Annotated in this window: 12 protein-coding genes; 5 read left to right on the top strand and 7 right to left on the bottom strand. The window is 56.5% G+C overall.

Annotated features, from left to right (window positions below):
- Positions 1-202 precede the first annotated feature (202 nt).
- Both WMW72_RS10145 and WMW72_RS10140 read left to right on the top strand, forming a co-directional pair.
- Positions 203-3,487 (top strand): discoidin domain-containing protein, encoded by a 3,285-nt coding sequence (locus WMW72_RS10145; protein ID WP_341415326.1) that lies wholly within the window; start codon positions 203-205, stop codon positions 3,485-3,487.
- 797 nt (positions 3,488-4,284) lie between these two features.
- Positions 4,285-9,612 carry a discoidin domain-containing protein gene (locus WMW72_RS10140; RefSeq protein ID WP_341415325.1) on the top strand — a complete coding sequence of 1,776 codons (5,328 nt, stop codon included), beginning with the start codon at positions 4,285-4,287 and terminating at the stop codon, positions 9,610-9,612.
- Between the two features lie 161 nt (positions 9,613-9,773).
- On the opposite strand, the gene WMW72_RS10135 is transcribed toward WMW72_RS10140, so the two are convergent.
- The 5 genes from WMW72_RS10135 to WMW72_RS10115 all read right to left on the bottom strand — a co-directional run bounded on the left by WMW72_RS10135 (position 9,774) and on the right by WMW72_RS10115 (position 12,548).
- Positions 9,774-10,823 carry a sensor histidine kinase gene (locus tag WMW72_RS10135; RefSeq protein ID WP_341415324.1) on the bottom strand — a complete coding sequence of 350 codons (1,050 nt, stop codon included), beginning with the start codon at positions 10,821-10,823 and terminating at the stop codon, positions 9,774-9,776.
- Complete coding sequence (locus WMW72_RS10130; protein ID WP_341415323.1) at positions 10,820-11,524, bottom strand: response regulator transcription factor; 705 nt, start codon at positions 11,522-11,524, stop codon at positions 10,820-10,822. Before WMW72_RS10130 ends, WMW72_RS10135 begins: the two co-directional genes overlap by 4 nt.
- A gap of 15 nt (positions 11,525-11,539) precedes the next feature.
- A complete protein-coding gene (locus tag WMW72_RS10125) occupies positions 11,540-11,995 on the bottom strand; it encodes a DoxX family membrane protein (protein WP_341415322.1) in 456 nt (151 codons plus the stop codon).
- 74 nt (positions 11,996-12,069) lie between these two features.
- On the bottom strand, positions 12,070-12,159 hold the full coding sequence (locus tag WMW72_RS10120) for a DM13 domain-containing protein (protein WP_341415472.1): 90 nt from the start codon (positions 12,157-12,159) through the stop codon (positions 12,070-12,072).
- A complete protein-coding gene (locus WMW72_RS10115) occupies positions 12,141-12,548 on the bottom strand; it encodes a DM13 domain-containing protein (RefSeq protein ID WP_341415321.1) in 408 nt (135 codons plus the stop codon). Before WMW72_RS10115 ends, WMW72_RS10120 begins: the two co-directional genes overlap by 19 nt.
- 277 nt (positions 12,549-12,825) lie before the next feature.
- Here WMW72_RS10115 and WMW72_RS10110 point away from each other — a divergent pair, with 277 nt between their 5' ends.
- Positions 12,826-13,548, top strand: a complete 723-nt coding sequence (locus tag WMW72_RS10110) for a 4'-phosphopantetheinyl transferase family protein (RefSeq protein ID WP_341415471.1) — start codon at positions 12,826-12,828, stop codon at positions 13,546-13,548.
- A gap of 337 nt (positions 13,549-13,885) precedes the next feature.
- Positions 13,886-14,302, top strand: coding sequence for a VOC family protein (locus tag WMW72_RS10105; RefSeq protein WP_341415320.1), 417 nt, complete (start codon positions 13,886-13,888; stop codon positions 14,300-14,302).
- Positions 14,303-14,507: 205 nt separating this feature from the next.
- Here WMW72_RS10105 and WMW72_RS10100 read toward each other — a convergent pair whose 3' ends face one another.
- Together WMW72_RS10100 and WMW72_RS10095 are read right to left on the bottom strand one after the other, a co-directional pair.
- Positions 14,508-15,485: an aldo/keto reductase gene (locus tag WMW72_RS10100; protein ID WP_341415319.1), complete on the bottom strand. Its 978-nt coding sequence runs from the start codon at positions 15,483-15,485 to the stop codon at positions 14,508-14,510.
- Positions 15,486-15,631: 146 nt separating this feature from the next.
- Positions 15,632-17,266: a glycoside hydrolase family 13 protein gene (locus WMW72_RS10095; RefSeq protein WP_341415470.1), complete on the bottom strand. Its 1,635-nt coding sequence runs from the start codon at positions 17,264-17,266 to the stop codon at positions 15,632-15,634.
- Positions 17,267-17,449: 183 nt separating this feature from the next.
- Between WMW72_RS10095 and WMW72_RS10090 the strand changes: the two genes are divergently transcribed.
- A complete protein-coding gene (locus WMW72_RS10090; protein WP_341415318.1) occupies positions 17,450-18,457 on the top strand; it encodes a LacI family DNA-binding transcriptional regulator in 1,008 nt (335 codons plus the stop codon).
- Positions 18,458-18,522 lie beyond the last annotated feature (65 nt).

The raw sequence follows: 18,522 nt of genomic DNA, 5'->3' as shown, positions 1-18,522 counted from the left end.
GGTAAGGAGATGATTGATAAGAAATATTGCAAACGCTTACCTAATGAAATCGTGAACATCCGCTACCGCAAGAAGTAAATCCACAGAAGGAAGGAGAGTGGCTGAAGGAGGCTGGATGGAAACAGCAATAGGCTTTGTATCTGTATCTGTAGTCGGAAGACAGCTTGTTCATATCCAATTCGAATGACAAGGAGGCACACCCTTGAAGCCGTATAAGAAGATGCTCTCGTCCGTTTCCGCGGCCGCGATTGCCTTGAGTTTACTCAATCCCGGGCCTTCCCAGGCAGCAACACCCATTACCGAAGCGAACTCAACGATTTTTGGTCCTAATGTTTATGTGTTCGATCCCTCCATGGCCCCCTCCGACATCCAGAACATCACCACTTCCGTCTTTAACCGCCAGGAAAGAAATGAATTTGGTCCCCAGCGGGATGCTTTTCTTTTTAAACCCGGGGCTTACAACGTCAACTTCAGAGTAGGCTTCAATACGCATGTCGCCGGACTCGGGCAAAATCCCGGAGATGTCAATATAAACGGCGGCTTGAATATTGATGCCAAGTGGGATAACGGTAACGCCACCCGAAACTTCTGGCGAGCCGTCGAGAATCTGACGATATCCCCGTCCAGCGGCAAAACGCAGATTGCCGTTTCTCAGGCCGCACCACTCCGACGTCTGCACATTAAGGGAGAGCTGCAGTTGTTCGACCTCACCTCGAGTGGGAATGCGGGCTGGGCGAGTGGAGGGTTTTTGGCGGATTCCATCGTGGATAAGGCTGTTGCTTCAGGGTCTCAGCAGCAATGGTTCTCGCGCAACACCCAGTGGTCGAACTGGGCGAACGGCTCGTGGAACATGGTGTTTGTCGGCGTAACGAATCCGCCGGCTGGCGGATTCCAGGATCAGGGATACACGGTCGTCGAGAAGACTCCGCTTCTGCGGGAGAAGCCTTATCTCTACATAAACGATGCAGGGCAATATCAGGTTTTCGTCCCGTCCCTGCAGCAGGATACGAAGGGCGTCAGCTGGGCTAACGGATCGACCCCCGGCCAGTCGCTGAGCATCGATCAGTTCTACATCGCAAAACCGGATACGGCAACGGCGGCAAGCATCAATGCTGCACTGGGCGCAGGCAAGCATTTGCTGTTTACGCCGGGTATTTATCGCCTAAATGATACAATACGTATCACTAATCCAGACACTGTCGTGCTCGGCATCGGGCTTCCGACGCTGATTCCGGATACAGGCAAGCCAGTCATGACGGTAGCCGATGTGGACGGCGTGAAGATTGCGGGTATCGTCTATGACGCCGGACCTGTAAGCTCCAGCGTACTGCTGGAAGTAGGACCGACGGGCAGCACCGCAGGCCACAAGGCCAATCCGACGTCACTTCATGATGTGTTCTTCCGGACTGGGGGCTACATCGCCGGGAAAAATGAAGTCGCGATTCAGATCAACAGCAATGACGTGATCGGCGATCACTTCTGGGTCTGGCGTGCGGATCACGGTACGGGCGCGGCCTGGACGAACAATGTATCGAAAAACGGACTTGTCGTCAACGGAAACGATGTCACGCTGTATGGTTTGTTTAATGAGCATCATAACGAGTATCAGACGCTGTGGAACGGCAATGGCGGCCGCCTCTACTTCTATCAGTCTGAAATTCCATACGATGTACCGAACCAGGCAGCCTGGATGAGCCAGGACGGTAAGGTGAACGGTTATGCTTCCTACAAGGTAGCAGACTCGGTAACCAGCCATGAAGCATGGGGGCTGGGCGTCTACTCCTACTTCCGGGATGCCGTGGTGAAGCTGGAGAGCGCCATTGAGGTGCCTAAGGTGGCGGGCGTTAAAATCCATCATGCCACGACAATCTGGCTTAACGGTAGAGTGGGCAGTGAGATCACGCATGTCATCAATAGCACGGGCGGAAAAGTGACCGGAACTTCTCCAAGCACGGCGTTTAGACAAACGGTCAACGAATTCGTAGGTACCGATGTCGGTGACACCGAGCCGCCTACCATTCCGACGAATGTAAAAGCAACAGCGGCGTCGGGCAGCCAAATTAACCTGAGCTGGACCGCTTCGACGGACAATGTGGCTGTGACCGGCTACGATATTTACCGCGATGGCGTGCTCGTCGGCTCTGCAGCCTCGACTTCGTACAGCGACAGAGGCTTGAAAGCGGTCACCACCTATAGCTACACGGTTAAAGCCAAGGATGCCACCGGCAATGTGTCAGCTGACAGCGCCGCGGTAAGCGCTACGACGAAGGAAGCTCCTCTTGACCGCACGGGCTGGACAGCTACCTCGACGCCATCCAGCGGAGACGCTCCAAGGAATCTGCTGGACGATAATATAGCCACCCGCTGGAGTGCGGGGGCACCGATGGTTCCGGGTCAATTCTTCACCGTCGATATGAAGGCTTCCCGCACGTTCAACAATTTGGTGATGGATTCCACCGGCAGCAACAGCGATTATGCACGCGGCTATGAAGTGTATGTGTCTAACGATGGCACGGAATGGGGGACTGCGGTTGCCAGCGGAGCCGGTACAGGTCCGGTCGTAACGGCAAGCTTCGCTCCGCAAAATGCCCGTTACATCAAAGTCGTTCAGACGGGCAGCGCTTCGAGCTGGTGGTCGATCCACGAGTTCTACGTCTATAACACGACGGTACCTTCCGGTGCCAAGCTGGAAGGTCCGGCTTCCGTAGCCGGTGGTCAGCCGTTCGATGTGACCTTGGGACTGCAGGGGATCACGGGCAATATCTATGCGCAAGATATCACGCTGACGTATGATGACAGCAAGCTGGAATTTGTAGCTGCAGACGCGGTCAAGGAAGGCCTGATTATCGTAGATAAAAAGGCGGAGGCCGGTAAAGTGCGTCTGATTACGGCCAATGTAGGCGGCGCAGGCATCAATGCCAGCCTGATTAAGCTGCACTGGAAAGCGAAAGCCGTTCAGGAAGCTTCGAGTGCCTCCATCGCGCTGTCCAAGCTGATCCTGGCTGACGGCAAAGGGGTAGAGTCCGAATTAAACGGCGGTTCGTATACGGTTCAAATCAAGGCTACCGTAGACCTGACAGCGCTGAGTACGCTGATCCAGCAGGCGCAAGCCAAGCATGATGCAGCAGTAGAAGGCTCGCAGGCCGGCCAGTACCCATCTGGCTCCAAGGCTAAGCTGCAAGCGGCCATCGACAAGGCCAAAGCGGTAGCTGCGAATCCGCAAGTGACGCAGCAGCAAGTGGCGCAGGCGGTTACAGAGCTGGGTGCAGCGGTTGAAACGTTCGTGAACTCCGTGATCACCCGCTCGCCTGGAGATACCAATGGCGACGGCAAATACTCGATCGGCGACCTGGCGATCGTAGCCGCAGCCTTCGGCAAAACGTCGCAAGATCCGGATTGGGATTCTTACAAGCTTGCGGATGTCAACAACGATGGCAAGGTTGATCTGCTCGACTTGGCGATTGTCGCTCAACAAATCTTGCAGTAATGCAGGCAGATAGACTCAGGCACAATTGTGTCTAAATAGATACAAATTGTATCATTTCGAGAGTTAATAGGCGGTCATGGCTCTGAGCTTCAGGGCTATGGCCGTCTTTGCTTGTTCAGACTTGGCGGGGTCCATATTTGGACACTGTCTCAAGATCAAGGAAAATATCAAGAAACGGATTTTGGAGGGCGAGTGGCTAGGCGATAGGCGCTTGCCCTCGAGCCGTGATTTTGCCGACAGCTACAGGGTTAGCGTGAACACGTGGGAAAGCGATCAAGGAGCTTTGCGCGGAGGAGTTGCTCAAGCGCGACAGCCGCCGGGGCATCTTTATTGAGACCGGCGTCCTGTTCTATCAGCAAAGCGAGGGCGCTTTAAGTCAAGCTAAATAGCTATGAAACCGAAAATCAGCCGATTAAGGCTGATTTTTTGAACTATTGTATCAACTGTATTATATATAACTAAACTAAGTGAATATCGTTGACACAGATAATATTTGATATTATGATGATGATATGATAAATGATACATGATTATGTTGTTTGTATCATTTCATGGATACATATTTGACTAAGGGGGATGAGCCCGCATGCATGCTGGATGCATCAGCACTTAGATGTAAGCGCTATCTTTATTTCGGGTATACCGGGAAGGGCGACTATCCGACTACCGATGAACAGGGGGGAGTAGGGATGCAGGGATGAGACAAGGAAGAGGCTGGAGTTTCGCCCTTTCCTAACTTTTCGTTTGGAAGCGGATTCAGAAATGATATATTCATATTGCAGAAGGAAGGTGACGGAATGAAAACATTTAAGGGCATCAAACGCGTGTCGTCCTTGGCGCTGGCACTCTGCTTGGCTGGAGGGGGAAGCGTGCAGGCGGCTCCCGGCGCACCGGTCTCCGTCAGGCCAGAGGATGAGTGGACCAAGCTGCAAAATGTCATCTCGAAATATTACGGCGAATGGAATGATACGAAGTACGAAGGGCTTTTTGTCACCACGATGCCCAAGACGGCGCTGCTCGGTAACGGCGATATAGGTGTGACCTCCGGCGGGGACGGAAGCTCCAAAACCTTCTACATCTCCAAGGGGGACTTCTGGGCGTATAATGGTTCCCCTATGCCGATTGGGGGACTGACGATTCAGAAAAAAGCCCAGGTGTCTCAGCATCAGGACCCGCAAAAGACCTCGCTCGCTTACCGGAAGCCGGCGACCTCGAGCGCCGATCATTCGGGCTTCTCGGCCTCCCGCGCCGTGAACGGCGAGTGGGCGTCCGGCTACGAGGGCTGGGTATCGCCGGTCGGCAATCCGCAGTGGCTGGCTGTCGATCTAGGCGAGGCCCAGACCTTCAACCGCTTCGTCGTGCGCCATGACGCTGCGGCCCGCCCGAATGAGGTCCCCAATGTGACCCGAAGCTTCAAGCTGCAGACGAGCGCGGACGGCAACGCCTGGACGGATGCGTATACAGTCACGGGCAACCGCGAGACGATCACGGACATCATCCTGCCGGCGCCAGTCACGGCCCGCTATGTGCGCCTGTACGTCATGCAGGGAACTCAGGAGACGAACGACGATTCCAGGCAATATCCGCGGGCGCGCATCGGCCAGTTCGAGCTGTACCTGAACCCGGATCTGGCGCCGCAGCCGCCGGTGACTCCGGCTCCGGGACAATCGCCGGCATCGCTGACGCTGAACCGGCCGGTGACCGCGAGCGGGTCCCACTACACGCTGACGCCGGATCGGGCCGTGAACGGTGCTTGGAGCGCCAACTCCGGCTATGAAGGCTGGACGAGTGGCTATCATGGAGACGGCCAGCCGGGACCGTGGTGGCTAGAGGTCGATCTGGGCCAGACGAAGGCGTTCAACCGCTTCGTCGTGCGTCATGACGGCGCAGCGCGTCCCGGGGAGACGGAGAACAATACGAAGGATTTCCAGCTGCAAGCGAGAAATACGACCGATTCCGTCTGGGAGAACGTCTATACCGTGACGGGCAACAGCGCCTCGACGACGGACGTCAAGCTGGAGCCCGGGGCGGCGGCGCGCTACGTGCGGCTGCATATCACGGCGGGCACGCAGGGCAATACGCAGAATTCCGTAGAGAATCCACGGGCGCGCATCGGTCAGTTCGAGCTGTTCGACGAGGCTGCGCCGGGAGACAACGGCGGCGGACCGGTCGGCGAGGCGGTCAAGCTGTACGATCTCGGACACAGCTCGGAGATCTCCCGCTATGTCGTCCGCTTAACACGCGGACAGGATGTGCTTGTGGAGGCCAGCGAGGACGGGTCCGCCTGGCAGACGGTCGGCCATACGACGGGTAACACAAGTACCGTGGTGGATGTGACGACGGATTCCTTTACGGCACGCTACGTTCGTGTGACGGCGGGCGGCGAGCCGGTGATTGCACAGGCTTCGTTGTTTGGCGTGCCCGGTCTGGTCAAGTCGAAGCCGGAAGGGAAGCTGCATGAAATCCAGGACATCCTGCAGGCGGAAATCCGCACCGAGACGGACCTGGGCCAGCTGCCGCTCGAGATGCGGACTTGGACCTCGGCGGTGAACAATGTAATCGTCACCGAGCTGACCTCGCGCAGCGATGCCCCCGTGCAGCTGCAGGCTCAGGTATGGGCCAAGGCCGGCAATGCGCAGTTTCCGGTGACGGCATCTCGCGAGTCGAACAGCGCCGTGGTGACCCGCCAGACGACGATCGACAGCCGGGATACGAATGACGTGAACGCGCATATCTCCAAGGCGGCGCTGGCTGCCAAGATCATCGGGGCAAATGGCGTAGAGCTCGCGATCGACGGAGAGAAGGGCACCGGCAATCTGGACTTTGCGCTCGCGCCGGGCCAGACGGTCTACGTGGTCACGGGCGTCGGGGGCGGCGGACGCACCTACGATTACCGGGGCACGCTGCTTCAGAGCGCGGAGCCGCAGGTAGAGGCCTTGCGCCTGCTGGACAGTATAAACACGCCGGATGCCGTTCAAGCCTTGCACGGCAAGCATCTGGACTGGTGGAAGCAGTTCTGGCTGGATTCCTATGTGCTGATGGATACGAGCGATCCGAGGCTGGATACATTGACGAAGTATTACTATGCGGCCCAGTACGTTCTCGGCTCCAGCATACGCGAGGGCAAGGTCGCCCCGGGTCTGTACAGCCTGTGGCACACGACGGACGGCTCCCAATGGAGCTCCGATTACCACCTGAACTATAACTTTATCGCGACGTTCTACGGCGTGAACTCCAGCAACCGCACCTGGATGGGCAAGCCGGCCACCGACGCGATTCTGGACTACAAGGAGAACGGCTTGAAGAACGCAGCCTCCACGGAGCATCTCCTGCATATCGGCGAAGGCGCTCATGGGGCGAAGGTACGCGAATTCGTGGAGGCGAAGATCGCCAAGGGCGACTTCGATCCGATCCACGGCATTCCGGACGCGCTGCTTTACCCGGTCAGCATCGGCCCATGGGGCATGAAGCTGGAGCGGAGCTACAGCTACTACGGTCAATTGCTGGATGCGATCTTCAGCTCCTATCCGTTGATCGAATACTACAACTTTACGCAGGACAAGGCGTTTTTGCCGGTCATGTACGATTATCTGAAAAAAAGCATCGCCCTGTACGAGCCTTGGCTGGAGCAGGAGGACGGCAAGTTCGTGCTCTACAGCGCCTATAATGAGGGCTCCTGGGGCACCAATGCGGCCGTCGATCTGGCCTTGCTCAAAAACGCGCTGGCGAGCGCCATCCAGGCCAGCGAAGAGCTGAATGTCGACCCTGACAAGCGGGAGCAGTGGAAGCATATTCTGGAGCATCTCGCTCCGCAGCCGACCGCCCAGTACAAGGGAAGAACGATCTTCTCGCTGGCGGAGAAGCACTGGAACCAGGACAAGTGGGAGGATCTGTCCAGGCCGATCCCGTGGGACGGTAACATCCTGCCCATGGAAAGCGTCATCCCTGGCGAGCAGCTTGGCTATTACTCGTCCGCCCGGGATTTGCAGGTGGCGAAGGACACGATCGACGTATTCGTCGAGGAAGGAATCGGCGGCGGCAAGAACGGGGCGTGGAGCCAGTACAACAACTTCCCGAAAATTTTCGCCAATGCGGTCAATGTCCGGTATCCGGCCGAATCCATCGTCACGAACTTTGCCAAAACGATCGAAGAGCAGATGCAGAAAAACTTGACGATCAAGGACGACTCGGACTTCCACGGCGCGGAGAAGAGCGGCGCCACCGAGGCTATCAACAACATGATGCTGCTGAGCGATCAGGGGATCATGAAGGTATTCCCGAATTGGCTGGAGAACCGGGATGCTTCCTTCGCCCGGCTGCGCGAGAAGGGTGCGTTCGTCGTCAGCTCGGCGTACAGCGGGGCTGAGCGGAAGGTACAGCATGTCGAGATTGTCAGCGAAGCGGGCAAGACGGCTTCCATCGCTTCCCCATGGGCGGAAGGGCTGCATGTGGTCGATGCGAACGGCAAGGCCGTTCCGGCTCGCAAGGGAACGGCGCCTCATCATGAGGCCGAGATCGTCTACACGTTCGACACCGTGGCCGGTATGACGTATCGTCTTCTGCCGGGCGAAGGACCGGACGAGCCGCCTGTCGACACAGAAGCGCCGGCATGGCCCGCGGATAGCACGGTGACGGCTTCGCAGGTTGGAAGCGGCAGCCTGACCTTGAGCTGGACGGATGCGAAGGATGCGAACGCGGTGACGGCCTACCGGGTGTACCGGGGCGACGCTTTGCTCGCTACGGTGCCTGCCGGTGTGAACCGCTACGAGGTGACCGGGCTGTCGTCCGGCACGGCGTATACCTTCAAGATCGAAGCCGGCGATGCGGCCGGCAACTGGAGCACGGCTGGCCCGTCCGTGACGGTGACGACTTCTTCGTCCGGCAGCGGTGGCGAAAGCGACGGCAGCGGAAGCGGACCGGCTGCCCCTGCGGCGCCGGAGAAGCCTGCGCCGGGTCCGGCTCGTCCTGCCGGCACGATCGTCGCTGCCGAGCCGAAGCTTGACGCAGCCACCGGACTGGCGGCAGTCACGATCGGCGGCGAGGCCTGGAAGCAAGCGGCCCAGGCGTCCAAGCGGATCAAGATCGAAGTGCCGGTCCAGCGGGAAGCGGCCGGGTACACGGTCATTCTGCCGGCGGAGGCACTGGCTTCCGGTGAGCCTGCGAGAGACATCGAGCTGGTCACGGGAGCTGGAACGATTCGTGTCAGCTCCCAGATGTGGAGCACGGCAGAAGCAGCCGGCAAGCGGGAGATCGCCCTGTCGCTGCGCAGCCTGAGCGCCGGGAGTCTGGATCAGGCCGCCCGAACGGCTGTGGGCGGACGGCCGGTTCTGGAGCTGACGGCTCTGATCGACGGCAACGCCGTCGCGTGGAGCAATCCGGACCACCCTGTCACTGTGTCCGTACCGTACACGCCGGCTTCCGGAGAACGGGCAAGCCTGGAGCATCTCGCCGTGCGGCTGCTCGGCAAGGCGGGCGAGCTGACGCCTGTGCCGACAGGTAGCTACGATCCAGCCACCGGAACGGTTTTCTGGCAGACGACACAGCTGGGCACCTACGCGGTCGTCCATGTCCATCCGGCCTTCGGCGACCTAGACAGCTACGACTGGGCTAAGCATGCGGTAGAGGTAATGGCGGCCAAGGGCGTCGTCACCGGCACGGCAGACGGCAGCTATGCGCCTGCAGAGCCGGTCAAGCGGGCAGACTTCCTACTGCTGCTGATGCGTGCGCTGGGGCTGAATGCCAAGACCGAAGGGGATAGCGCCTTCTCCGACGTCGGCGCCGACGCTTATTATGCCGAAGCGGTGGCGGCGGCACGCCGGCTGGGCATCGTCTCCGGGACGGATCAAGGCGGCTTCCTGCCGGAGCAGCCGGTCACCCGTCAGGAGATGATGACGATGATGCACCGAGCGCTGACGGCAGCCCAGAAGACGCTGGCCGCAGGCACGGAGGCCGATCTGGCCGGCTACGCGGATGAGTCGAGCTTGTCGTCCTACGCCCGGCCGAGCGTGGCGGCCCTCGTCAAGAGCGGCCTCGTGGAAGGAGACGGCCAGCAGCTGAGTCCGCTCGCAAGCGCGACTAGAGCGGAGGCGGCTGTCCTGATCTACCGCGTGTACAATCACCGGTAAACCTTTATAACGAACGATACCCGGTCCGTTTCGCCCAAGCGACGGATCGGGCCGAACATAGCGGTCACGCCCTGAGGCATCCTGAGGCCCGGGGCGTGACCCTTATTATGTTTGCAAGGACGAGGAGAAGCGGGGAGGAGGGTGACATCTTTCTGGATAGATTATGGATAGTTTAGCTCCAGGCGGCGAGGAATCTGAACAGTAAAGGTGGTTCCGACCGAATACGTGGAAGAAACCGTGAGTTTGCCTTGAATAAACTCCGTCAGTTCCTTGGCAATGGCAAGCCCAAGACCGGAGCCGCCGTACTGAGGATTGCGTGATTTTTCTACCCGATAGAACCGTTCGAAGATTCGGTCTATTTCACGCTGGGGGATTCCGAATCCCTCGTCGATTACGTCTATATACATATAAACTTCATCGCATCGGACATGAAGCTTGAGGCCGGTCCCCGGATTAGAAAACTTGATCGCATTGCCCAGCAAATTATATAAAATACGCTGCATGCAAACCTTATCGGTATAAAGCGATTCGCATGCTTTGCAGATTTGAACGTCGACCGGCCGGTTTTCCCGCAGAATCTGGGCCTCGAAGCTTTGCAGCGTATCGACCAGAAGCTGATCCATCCAGACCATCTCCGGCTTTAAGACGATTTCCTTCTGATCGATGGCCGCAACCGCCAGCAGTTCATTGGCCAAGGAAGCTACGCGCTCTGTTTGCTGCCCGATGCACGACAAATAATTATGAACATCGGCAGGGTCGGTCACCAATTGATCCAGTAAGGCTTCTGAGTATGAACGAATGGAGGCAATAGGCGTTTTAATATCATGGGACAGATTCGCAATCAGCTCGTTGCGGCGGCGTTCTTCCTCCTGCAGCGCGCTGATCTTACTTTGGATCTCCAGGCCCATCTCATGCAGGGACTCGGCAAGCTCATGCAGCTCCAGCACCCGGCTTTCGGTGAGCGGCTGGTCGTACCGGCCCCCGGCAATTTCCCGGCTCTGGTCGTTCAACCGGGAGATGACCCGCGTCATGGGGAAGATGAAGAAGGAATTGATCAGTAAAGACAATGCGCTGGATGAGACGGTAATCATCATAGCCATGGTCAGTCTGTCATAATCGAGGAACATCTGTTTATAGGCCGCATAGAGGAGGAGAGTCACGATCCCTAGACTAATCAGATAGGAGAGCAGGACGACTGTGCGCAGCTTCATGATGGCGTCTCTCCTTCCCTCTTGAACTGATAGCCAAGTCCCCACACGGTTTTTATAAACATCTGCTCCTGTCCGGCCCGCAGCCCTAGCTTCTCGCGTAGATGATGGATATGCACGTTGACGGTATTTGCATCCTCGTAGTATTCATAGCCCCATACCTGCTTGAGTAATTCAGACTTGGAGATGACGCGATGCTTCTCCTGGACGAGGAACCACAGCAGATCGAATTCTTTGTTCGTCAATTCCAGCGGCTCGTCGCGAAGCTTGGCCACTCGTTCCTCACGGTTGAGATACAATTCACCTTCCTTGAGGAAAGCGACAGGGCGAGGATTCGCTTTTTTCGCTCTTTTGATAATATTTTTGATCCGAAAGACCAGCTCGCGAGGACTAAATGGCTTGGTCATATAATCATCGGCCCCGAGAGCCAGGCCGTACAGGGTATCCTTCTCCTGATTCAGGGCGGTCAGATACAAGAAGGGAATGTCGAATCCTTGACTGCGGAGTGACTCTATGAACTCATAGCCGTTTTTCTTAGGCATCATCACATCGATGATCATGAAGTCGAGCGGCACGCTGTTAACAATTTTCTCCGCTTCTTCCCCATTGCTGGCCGTGTATACGGTATAACCTTCATTCTGCAAATACAACTGACAAATATCTACGATCGGCTGCTCATCGTCAATAATCAATATGGAGAGCAAGTAACCTCACATCCTTCAAGTAACAGCTTCCCGGCGTTTCAGCCATTTTGGGAAAAGCCGGCGCTCCAGGCTGACATAGGAAGTAAGCCTCATAGCTGCTAGGAGCAGCGTGGCCACCAGAATATCCGTCGGATACGTAAAGATCATATCGGCTAGGATATAGTTGGCATTCACGAATACGGACATCATTAAGGCAGGCAGGATGAATAAGCCCACGATCAAGCCGAGCCCTATCAGCATCTCACCCCAAGGGATCACCGCGTCAAAGACCGGCGCCAGCGGACTCACCACCTGGGCGAAGAAAGTCTTGTACCAGGCCGGCGTATCCCGGTTGGTCGCGATGACCGGGATCAGGCTTTCTACGCCAAAGCCACCCGACCATTTATCATACCCCGATTTCAGCCACATCCATCCAGATAAAATCCGGGCCGCACTAAACGCATAGCCGGCCCATCGTGCAAATCCTCTCATTATTATAAAGCCCCCTTCATCAAAAGGGTACCATGCTCATACTCACTAACAGAGCGGTACCCTTTGTGCTGAGTTTACATGATGTCGGCAGCGCCGAAGGTGACGTGGGCTTTATCGCAATAAATGATGACGGAATCGTAGTCGCTTAGGTTAGCGCCGGCCAGGTCGAAGGTTTGCTCGGACTTGTCCAGATCGATTTACCCAGTTTTTTGCCCGTCTGCACGTCCTTACCCTTAGTTAAATAAATGTGCAGATCAGGGCCTTTGGCGGTTTTGAAGTTAGTCAGCATGACCTTGCCGTCCTTGATTTCTACATTGCCCTCGGACTTCTCATTGCCGCTGCCGGTCAGCACGCCAACCTTGGCCATCATCCCGGCTGTTCCTTGTTTCATCTCTTGTTCAGCTTTCGCAGTTGGCATTACCGCGGTTTCCGTTTTGGGTGCTTCAGCTTGAGTGGGAGGCTTGCTCCCGGTAGCGGCAGTACCAGCGGCACCGCATCCTGCCAAAGCCGTTGATAGAACCAGAATTCCTGCTGCAGTGGTAAGAAGTTTCATGCTTGGCCATCTCCTCTTTATTCGTGTTTGTGGTTGTCGCTTGCTTACATTTGCATTGTAAAATACGGCTTCGCACATTCACATTAAACATCCGTTATCTATTTCTTAACCAATTATTAATTTTGTGAGGGAAGTGTGAAAAATCACAATAATGGCAGTAAATGTAACAAAACCGATAGCATTCAGCAGATGGAGATGGTAGAATTATCTTAATAATTTACCTAATTTTTAGTAAGTTTTAAGTTGATTATTCTATGATTCCGAGGTATGTCTATTGATGGAGCTATATGCGTTACATGTGGGCGAGCTGTTCTCCGCCGGAGACCTGCCTGAACTTCTGGACTGGGTCGGCCCCGAGAAGCGGCATGAGCTGCTCCGTTTTATGAAAAGGGAAGATATGCTTCGCGGCTTGTTCGGGGAATTAATGGTCCGATGGCAGGCCTGCAGCCGGTTGAAGCTTGCAAACAGCGAGCTGCGATTCAAGAGAACCGCTTACGGTAAGCCTTACTTAACCAACTCTGATGAGTTTCACTTTAATATTTCCCATGCCGGCAAGTGGGTGGTCTGTGCGCTGGATACGGAGCCGATTGGCATCGATGTGGAGCAGATTGCGCCGATCGATTTCAGAGTGGCCCGCAGCTTCTTTTCCAAGCAGGAATATCTGGATTTGCTGGATAAGAGAGAGGAGGAGCAGCTGGCCTACTTCTATGATCTGTGGACGCTGAAAGAAAGCTTCGTGAAAGCGGAAGGGCATGGCTTGCATATTCCGCTCAATCTGTTTACGTTCCGTGTGAATGAAGCCGGGATTTATTTCCAAGCAGAAGGGTTCCACACGGGCTTCCAATGCTTCAGACAATACGAGATCGATGAGGCCTACAAGTGCTCGGTCACGGCCGCCCATGCCGGTTTTCCGGCAAGCGTGCAGCTGGTGTCCTGGACGGATCTGGTAGGGTCGCTCGGAAGCATGCTGGGGGAGCGTCAGTCCCGGCAAGAATGCTGACCGGATATGAATTTCAAGCTATGGATCAAGCTGTCTTGCGGTACGTGCCCGCAGGGCTTTTTGACGTGAGGCCATGCTTTAAAACGCTTTCATTTTAAAAGGACACCTTTACAAAGCTTTGCTAATTTAACAATAAACACGCGTTCACCATATGGAAGCCGCAAGCCGGGGGGGATAGAATTCATGAAAAAATGAGATGGAGGAGAGTCTGCTAGCGTTTACGCATATACAGCCGGATGATTAAGCGGTAAAGTAGAACAGGGAAGGATCATCTTCCATCTTCATGCCAGTCAGGCAAGAGGGTTTCCATGCAGCCAAATCAGAGGAGGACTTGAACATGATTAAAGGGATCGGGCACAGCGCGTATACGGTAAAGGATATGGACAAGTCATTGCATTTTTACTGTGATATTCTGGGCTTTAAGAAAATATTCGAGCTGAGAAAGCCGGATACCAATGAGCCTTGGATCCAGTACCTGAAGGTGTGCGAAGGGCAGTTTATCGAGCTGTTCTACGGCGGCGAGAAGCAGGTGGAGGTGGATGGCAAGACGGTAGGCTACGCTCATCTGTGTCTCGAGGTCTATGACATTCATGAAATCGCTAACCACCTCAAGAGCCAAGGCGTGACCCTCGATGTTGAGCCCAAGCAGGGACTTGATTTCAACTACCAATGCTGGGCCAAAGACCCGGACGGCAACCGTATCGAATTTATGCAGCTGCACCCGGATTGCCCGCAATTAAAGAATTACGAGTAAGCTGAAATCTTTACGATAAAGTGAAAGCCCTTACGTAATCTGCATAGAATCATCGCGAGCGGAGGGCGGCTTCCCCGATATGTGGGCGTCTACCGATGAATGGAACACGGAGTAATCCAATGACTCCTTGTTCCATTAAAATAGCAAATGTAAAAACCGGCCCTGTCCATCCAACGGACAGGGCCGGTTCTCGTAAAGCCTTTCTTTACGGCATCGGAACGCCGCGCGAGCTGACGTACAGCGCGTACCATTCCTCGCGCGTCATCAGCGAAGCCTGGCGCTCGGCGTCCGCGCAAGCACGGATGCGTCCAGGGTTGGCGGTGCCGATCACCGGCTGGATGAGCGCCGGATGTCTCATCAGCCAGCCCAGCACGATCGCTTCCGGCGTCGTTTCCTTGGCTGCAGCCAGCTCCTGGACGAGCTTGGCCGTAGCCAGCACGTTCTCAGGCGCATCCTCCGGCGTTTGACCGGAGAACAGGCCCTTGGCCAGCGGTCCCCACGACTGAATCTGGATATGCTCAGTCTGGCAGAACTCCATCAGGCCTTCGCCGAAGTGCACGGACGTGCCGGCCTTCTGGTTTACGTGCACCGTCTGATCGACCCAGTCCAGCTTGGCCAGACTCATCTCGAGCTGGTTGACGATGAACGGCTCAGGGCTTGCCTGCTGCAGGAAGCGGATCTGCGACACGTTCATGTTGGACACGCCGAACCGGCGGACCTTGCCGGATTCGCGCAGCGTCTGGATCGCCTCGGCGACGACCTCAGGCTCCATCAGCGGATCGGGACGGTGCAGCAGCAGGATGTCGAGGGTATCGATGCCCAGTCGCTGCAGGCTGCCGTCGACGGACGCCAGGATATGCTCCTTGGAGAAGTCGAAGCGGCCAGGCCCGCTGCCGTCAGCGAAGCGGATGCCGCACTTGGACTGGATTACGATCTTCTCGCGCAGCCCCGGATTACGCTTCAGCACTTCGCCGAAGACGGACTCGGCTTTACCGATCCGGTAAATATCGGCATGGTCGAACATGGAGATGCCGATCGAGAGGGCGGCTTCGACCGCTTCCTCGGCTTTTTTCACATCGGCTTCGGTATACGGGTCACGGTTCCATTCCCCGCCGAGCCCCATACATCCGAGCACCAGACGGCTGGTTGAGATGTCCCAATGGGACAGTGGCTGTTGTTTCATTTCATGTCCTCCCTGCGATACGAAATCTTCCTTCTCTATCATAAGCGAAGGGGACAGCGCTTGAAAGAGCTGAAATGTTTTTCAGTTAGTTACGTGGAGGTAAGCAACCTACCCGGCTGCATCGAGCCCACCTGTTTCCGGCGAGCCTAGAAGCGGTAAATCCGTGCTTCATGCGGACGGAGCGCGAGCTGTGCAATACGGTCGTCCCTATGCACATCGTCATAATTGGCAATCACCAGCTCCTGCTTGCCGTCCTCGAAGCCGTCCGGCAGGGTGAAGGCCGTGTCGTGATCCGCGTGATTCAGAATAACCAGCCAGCGTTCTCCTTCCCAGGTGCGCGTATATACATACAGATGCGGGTCGCCTGCGGACAGATCCAGGTAGTCGCCGTACACCATCACCTTATTGGCCTTGCGGAGCGCGATGAGCTGCTGATAATAGCGGTAGATGGAATTCGGCTGCTCCAGATCGCGCTTGACATTGATCTCCTTGTAATTCGGATTGACCTTGATCCACGGCGTTCCCGTCGAAAAGCCAGCGTTAGGGGAATCATCCCATTGCATCGGCGTGCGGGAATTGTCCCGGCTCAGCGGCAGCAGGCTCTCGAAGACGGCCTCTGGATCCCGGCCCTTGCCGACCTCCTCGCGGTAACGGTTCTTCATCGCGATATCGTCGTAGTCGTCGATCGACGGGAAGCGGACGCCGGTCATCCCGATTTCTTCGCCCTGATAAATATACGGCATCCCCGGCAGCGTATGTACCATCGTCGCCAGCAGCTTGGCCGATGGCACACGGTACTTGCCGTCACTGCCGTAGCGCGTGACTTGACGGGTATGGTCGTGATTGTTCAAGAATTGCGAATTCCAGCCCTTGCCCTGCAGCCCCTCGTACCAGCGGGTTTGAATCTCCTTGAACCGCAGCATGTCCCAGCTCGGCATCTCATCGGCTACTTCGAAGTGGAACAGCGTATGTAGCTCCTGACGGTCCTCCCCGACGTACTTCAGGCCTTCCTCCGGGGAAACGAATGCCGCTTCGCCAACCGTCAGGATATCGAAATGACGCAGTACCTGCTCGTTCATTTCCCGGAGATATTCGTGCAGGCCCGGATTATTGGTCAAGTACCGGATATCCTGCGGATCGGACGCGTCAGGATAACCCTCAGGCTTCGCCAGCAGCGCAATCGCGTCCAGGCGGAAGCCGTCGATTCCTTTCTCCAGCCAGTATCGCATCATCGCATAGATCGCCTCGCGCACTTCGGGATTCGCCCAGTTGAGATCCGGCTGCTCCACGGCAAAGGAATGGAAGTAGTACTGTCCGGTCTGCTCATCCCAGGTCCAGGTGGAGGGGGAGAAGTACGAGCGCCAGTTATTCGGCTCCCGGCCGTCCTTCGGGTCCTTCCAGATGTACCAGTCCCGCTTGGCATGATCCCGTGAGGAGCGGGACTCCAGGAACCAGGGATGCTGATCCGAGGTATGATTGACGACGAGGTCCATGATCAGCTTCATGCCCCGCTGGTGAATCTCCGACAGCAGCGTCTCCCAGATCTCCATCGATCCGGCCTTCGGCATCAGGCTATAGTAATCTGAGATATCGTAGCCGTTGTCCTTGTCCGGCGACGTATAGGCCGGGTTGAGCCAGATCACATCGACCCCGAGATCGCGGATATAATCCAGCTTGCCAAGCAGTCCCTGCAGATCGCCGCAGCCGTCTCCGTTCGTATCCATGAAGCTGCGCCAGTACACCTGGTACACGACGGCTTCCTTCCACCAAGTTTGCACCATCATAAACAGCACTCCGTTTCTTGAAAGTGTGAAAAGCTTTTCAGAGGATTTCGATTCCTATTATTGCTTATCCGGCATGCCTTTGCCAAGAGGAATTTGTTTTTTCTTTCACTTTAGTCCGTTGTCCCTTATAATTTTTTCAGGAAACCGGTTACCGGTGATGTACAAGAGAGGAAGTCGACGTTGAACCCCACGATTCACGATGTAGCGAAGAAAGCCATGGTCTCGATCTCGACCGTCTCCCGGGTGGTCAACCATCCGCAGTCCGTCGCCCCGGAGAAGCGAGAGAAGGTGCTGCGGGTCATCCGGGAGCTGGGCTATGAGCCCAATCCGTTCGCTTCCGGACTGCGAGACAGGCGGACCCGGACGATTGCGGCGATTATTCCCGATATTACCAACCCGTTCTATGCCGAGCTGTTCCGGGGGATCGAGGATGTGGCCCGGGCGCAGAAAAATAATGTGATGATCTGTAATACCGATCAGGATGAATCCCGATTTCTTGAATACATGAGCTATTTCCAGAAGAAACGGATCGACGGGCTGATTTTCGTCAGCTCCCCAGTGACAGAGACGTACCGGGAAGCCTTCGAGGATTTGCGCGTGCCAGTCGTACTCGCGGCTACAGACAGCGAAGCGGGCGGCTGGCCGTCCGTCACGGTCGATAACTACCGGGCCGGGTATGATGCAGCGATGTTCCTGATCAAGAACGGCCACGAGGCTATCGGCATGATCAGCGGCCCCCTGGAGGACCCGATCGCCGGAAGCCCCCGGTACGAGGGCTTTCAGGCTGCGCTGCTGGAAGCGGGTCTGACGCTCACGCAGGACCGGGTCGCGCTGGGCGCCTACGACTTCGACAGCGGCTATGAGGCGATGCGCAGCCTGTTCGGGAGAAGCCCCGACCTGACCGCCGTCTTCGCGGCGAGCGATGCGATGGCGGTCGGTGCGTCGGCCTTCCTGCTGCGGCGGGGCATCGACGTGCCCCGGCAGGTTTCGGTGCTCGGCTTCGATAACCTTCAGCTGGCCCGCATGGTCACCCCGGCGCTCACGACTGTCGCCCAGCCTGTGTACCGGATGGGGCATGAAGCGGCCGCTATGCTCTTCCGCACGCTGGATCATCCGCTCATGCCCCAGGAAAGCCTCGTGCTGCCGCATGAGCTCATCGTGAGAGATACGGTCGGCAAGCGGAACTAGCCGTACGGGCGCCGCCAGGCTGTTAGGGCTTGGCGTGCCGTCCGGGAGCGTGATGATTTGTTGCG

Origin of the sequence: Paenibacillus filicis (assembly GCF_038070315.1) — a bacterium.
In the GTDB taxonomy this organism is placed as follows: Bacteria; Bacillota; Bacilli; order Paenibacillales; family NBRC-103111; genus Paenibacillus_G; species Paenibacillus_G filicis.
This window is presented reverse-complemented; position numbering and strand designations above follow the sequence as displayed.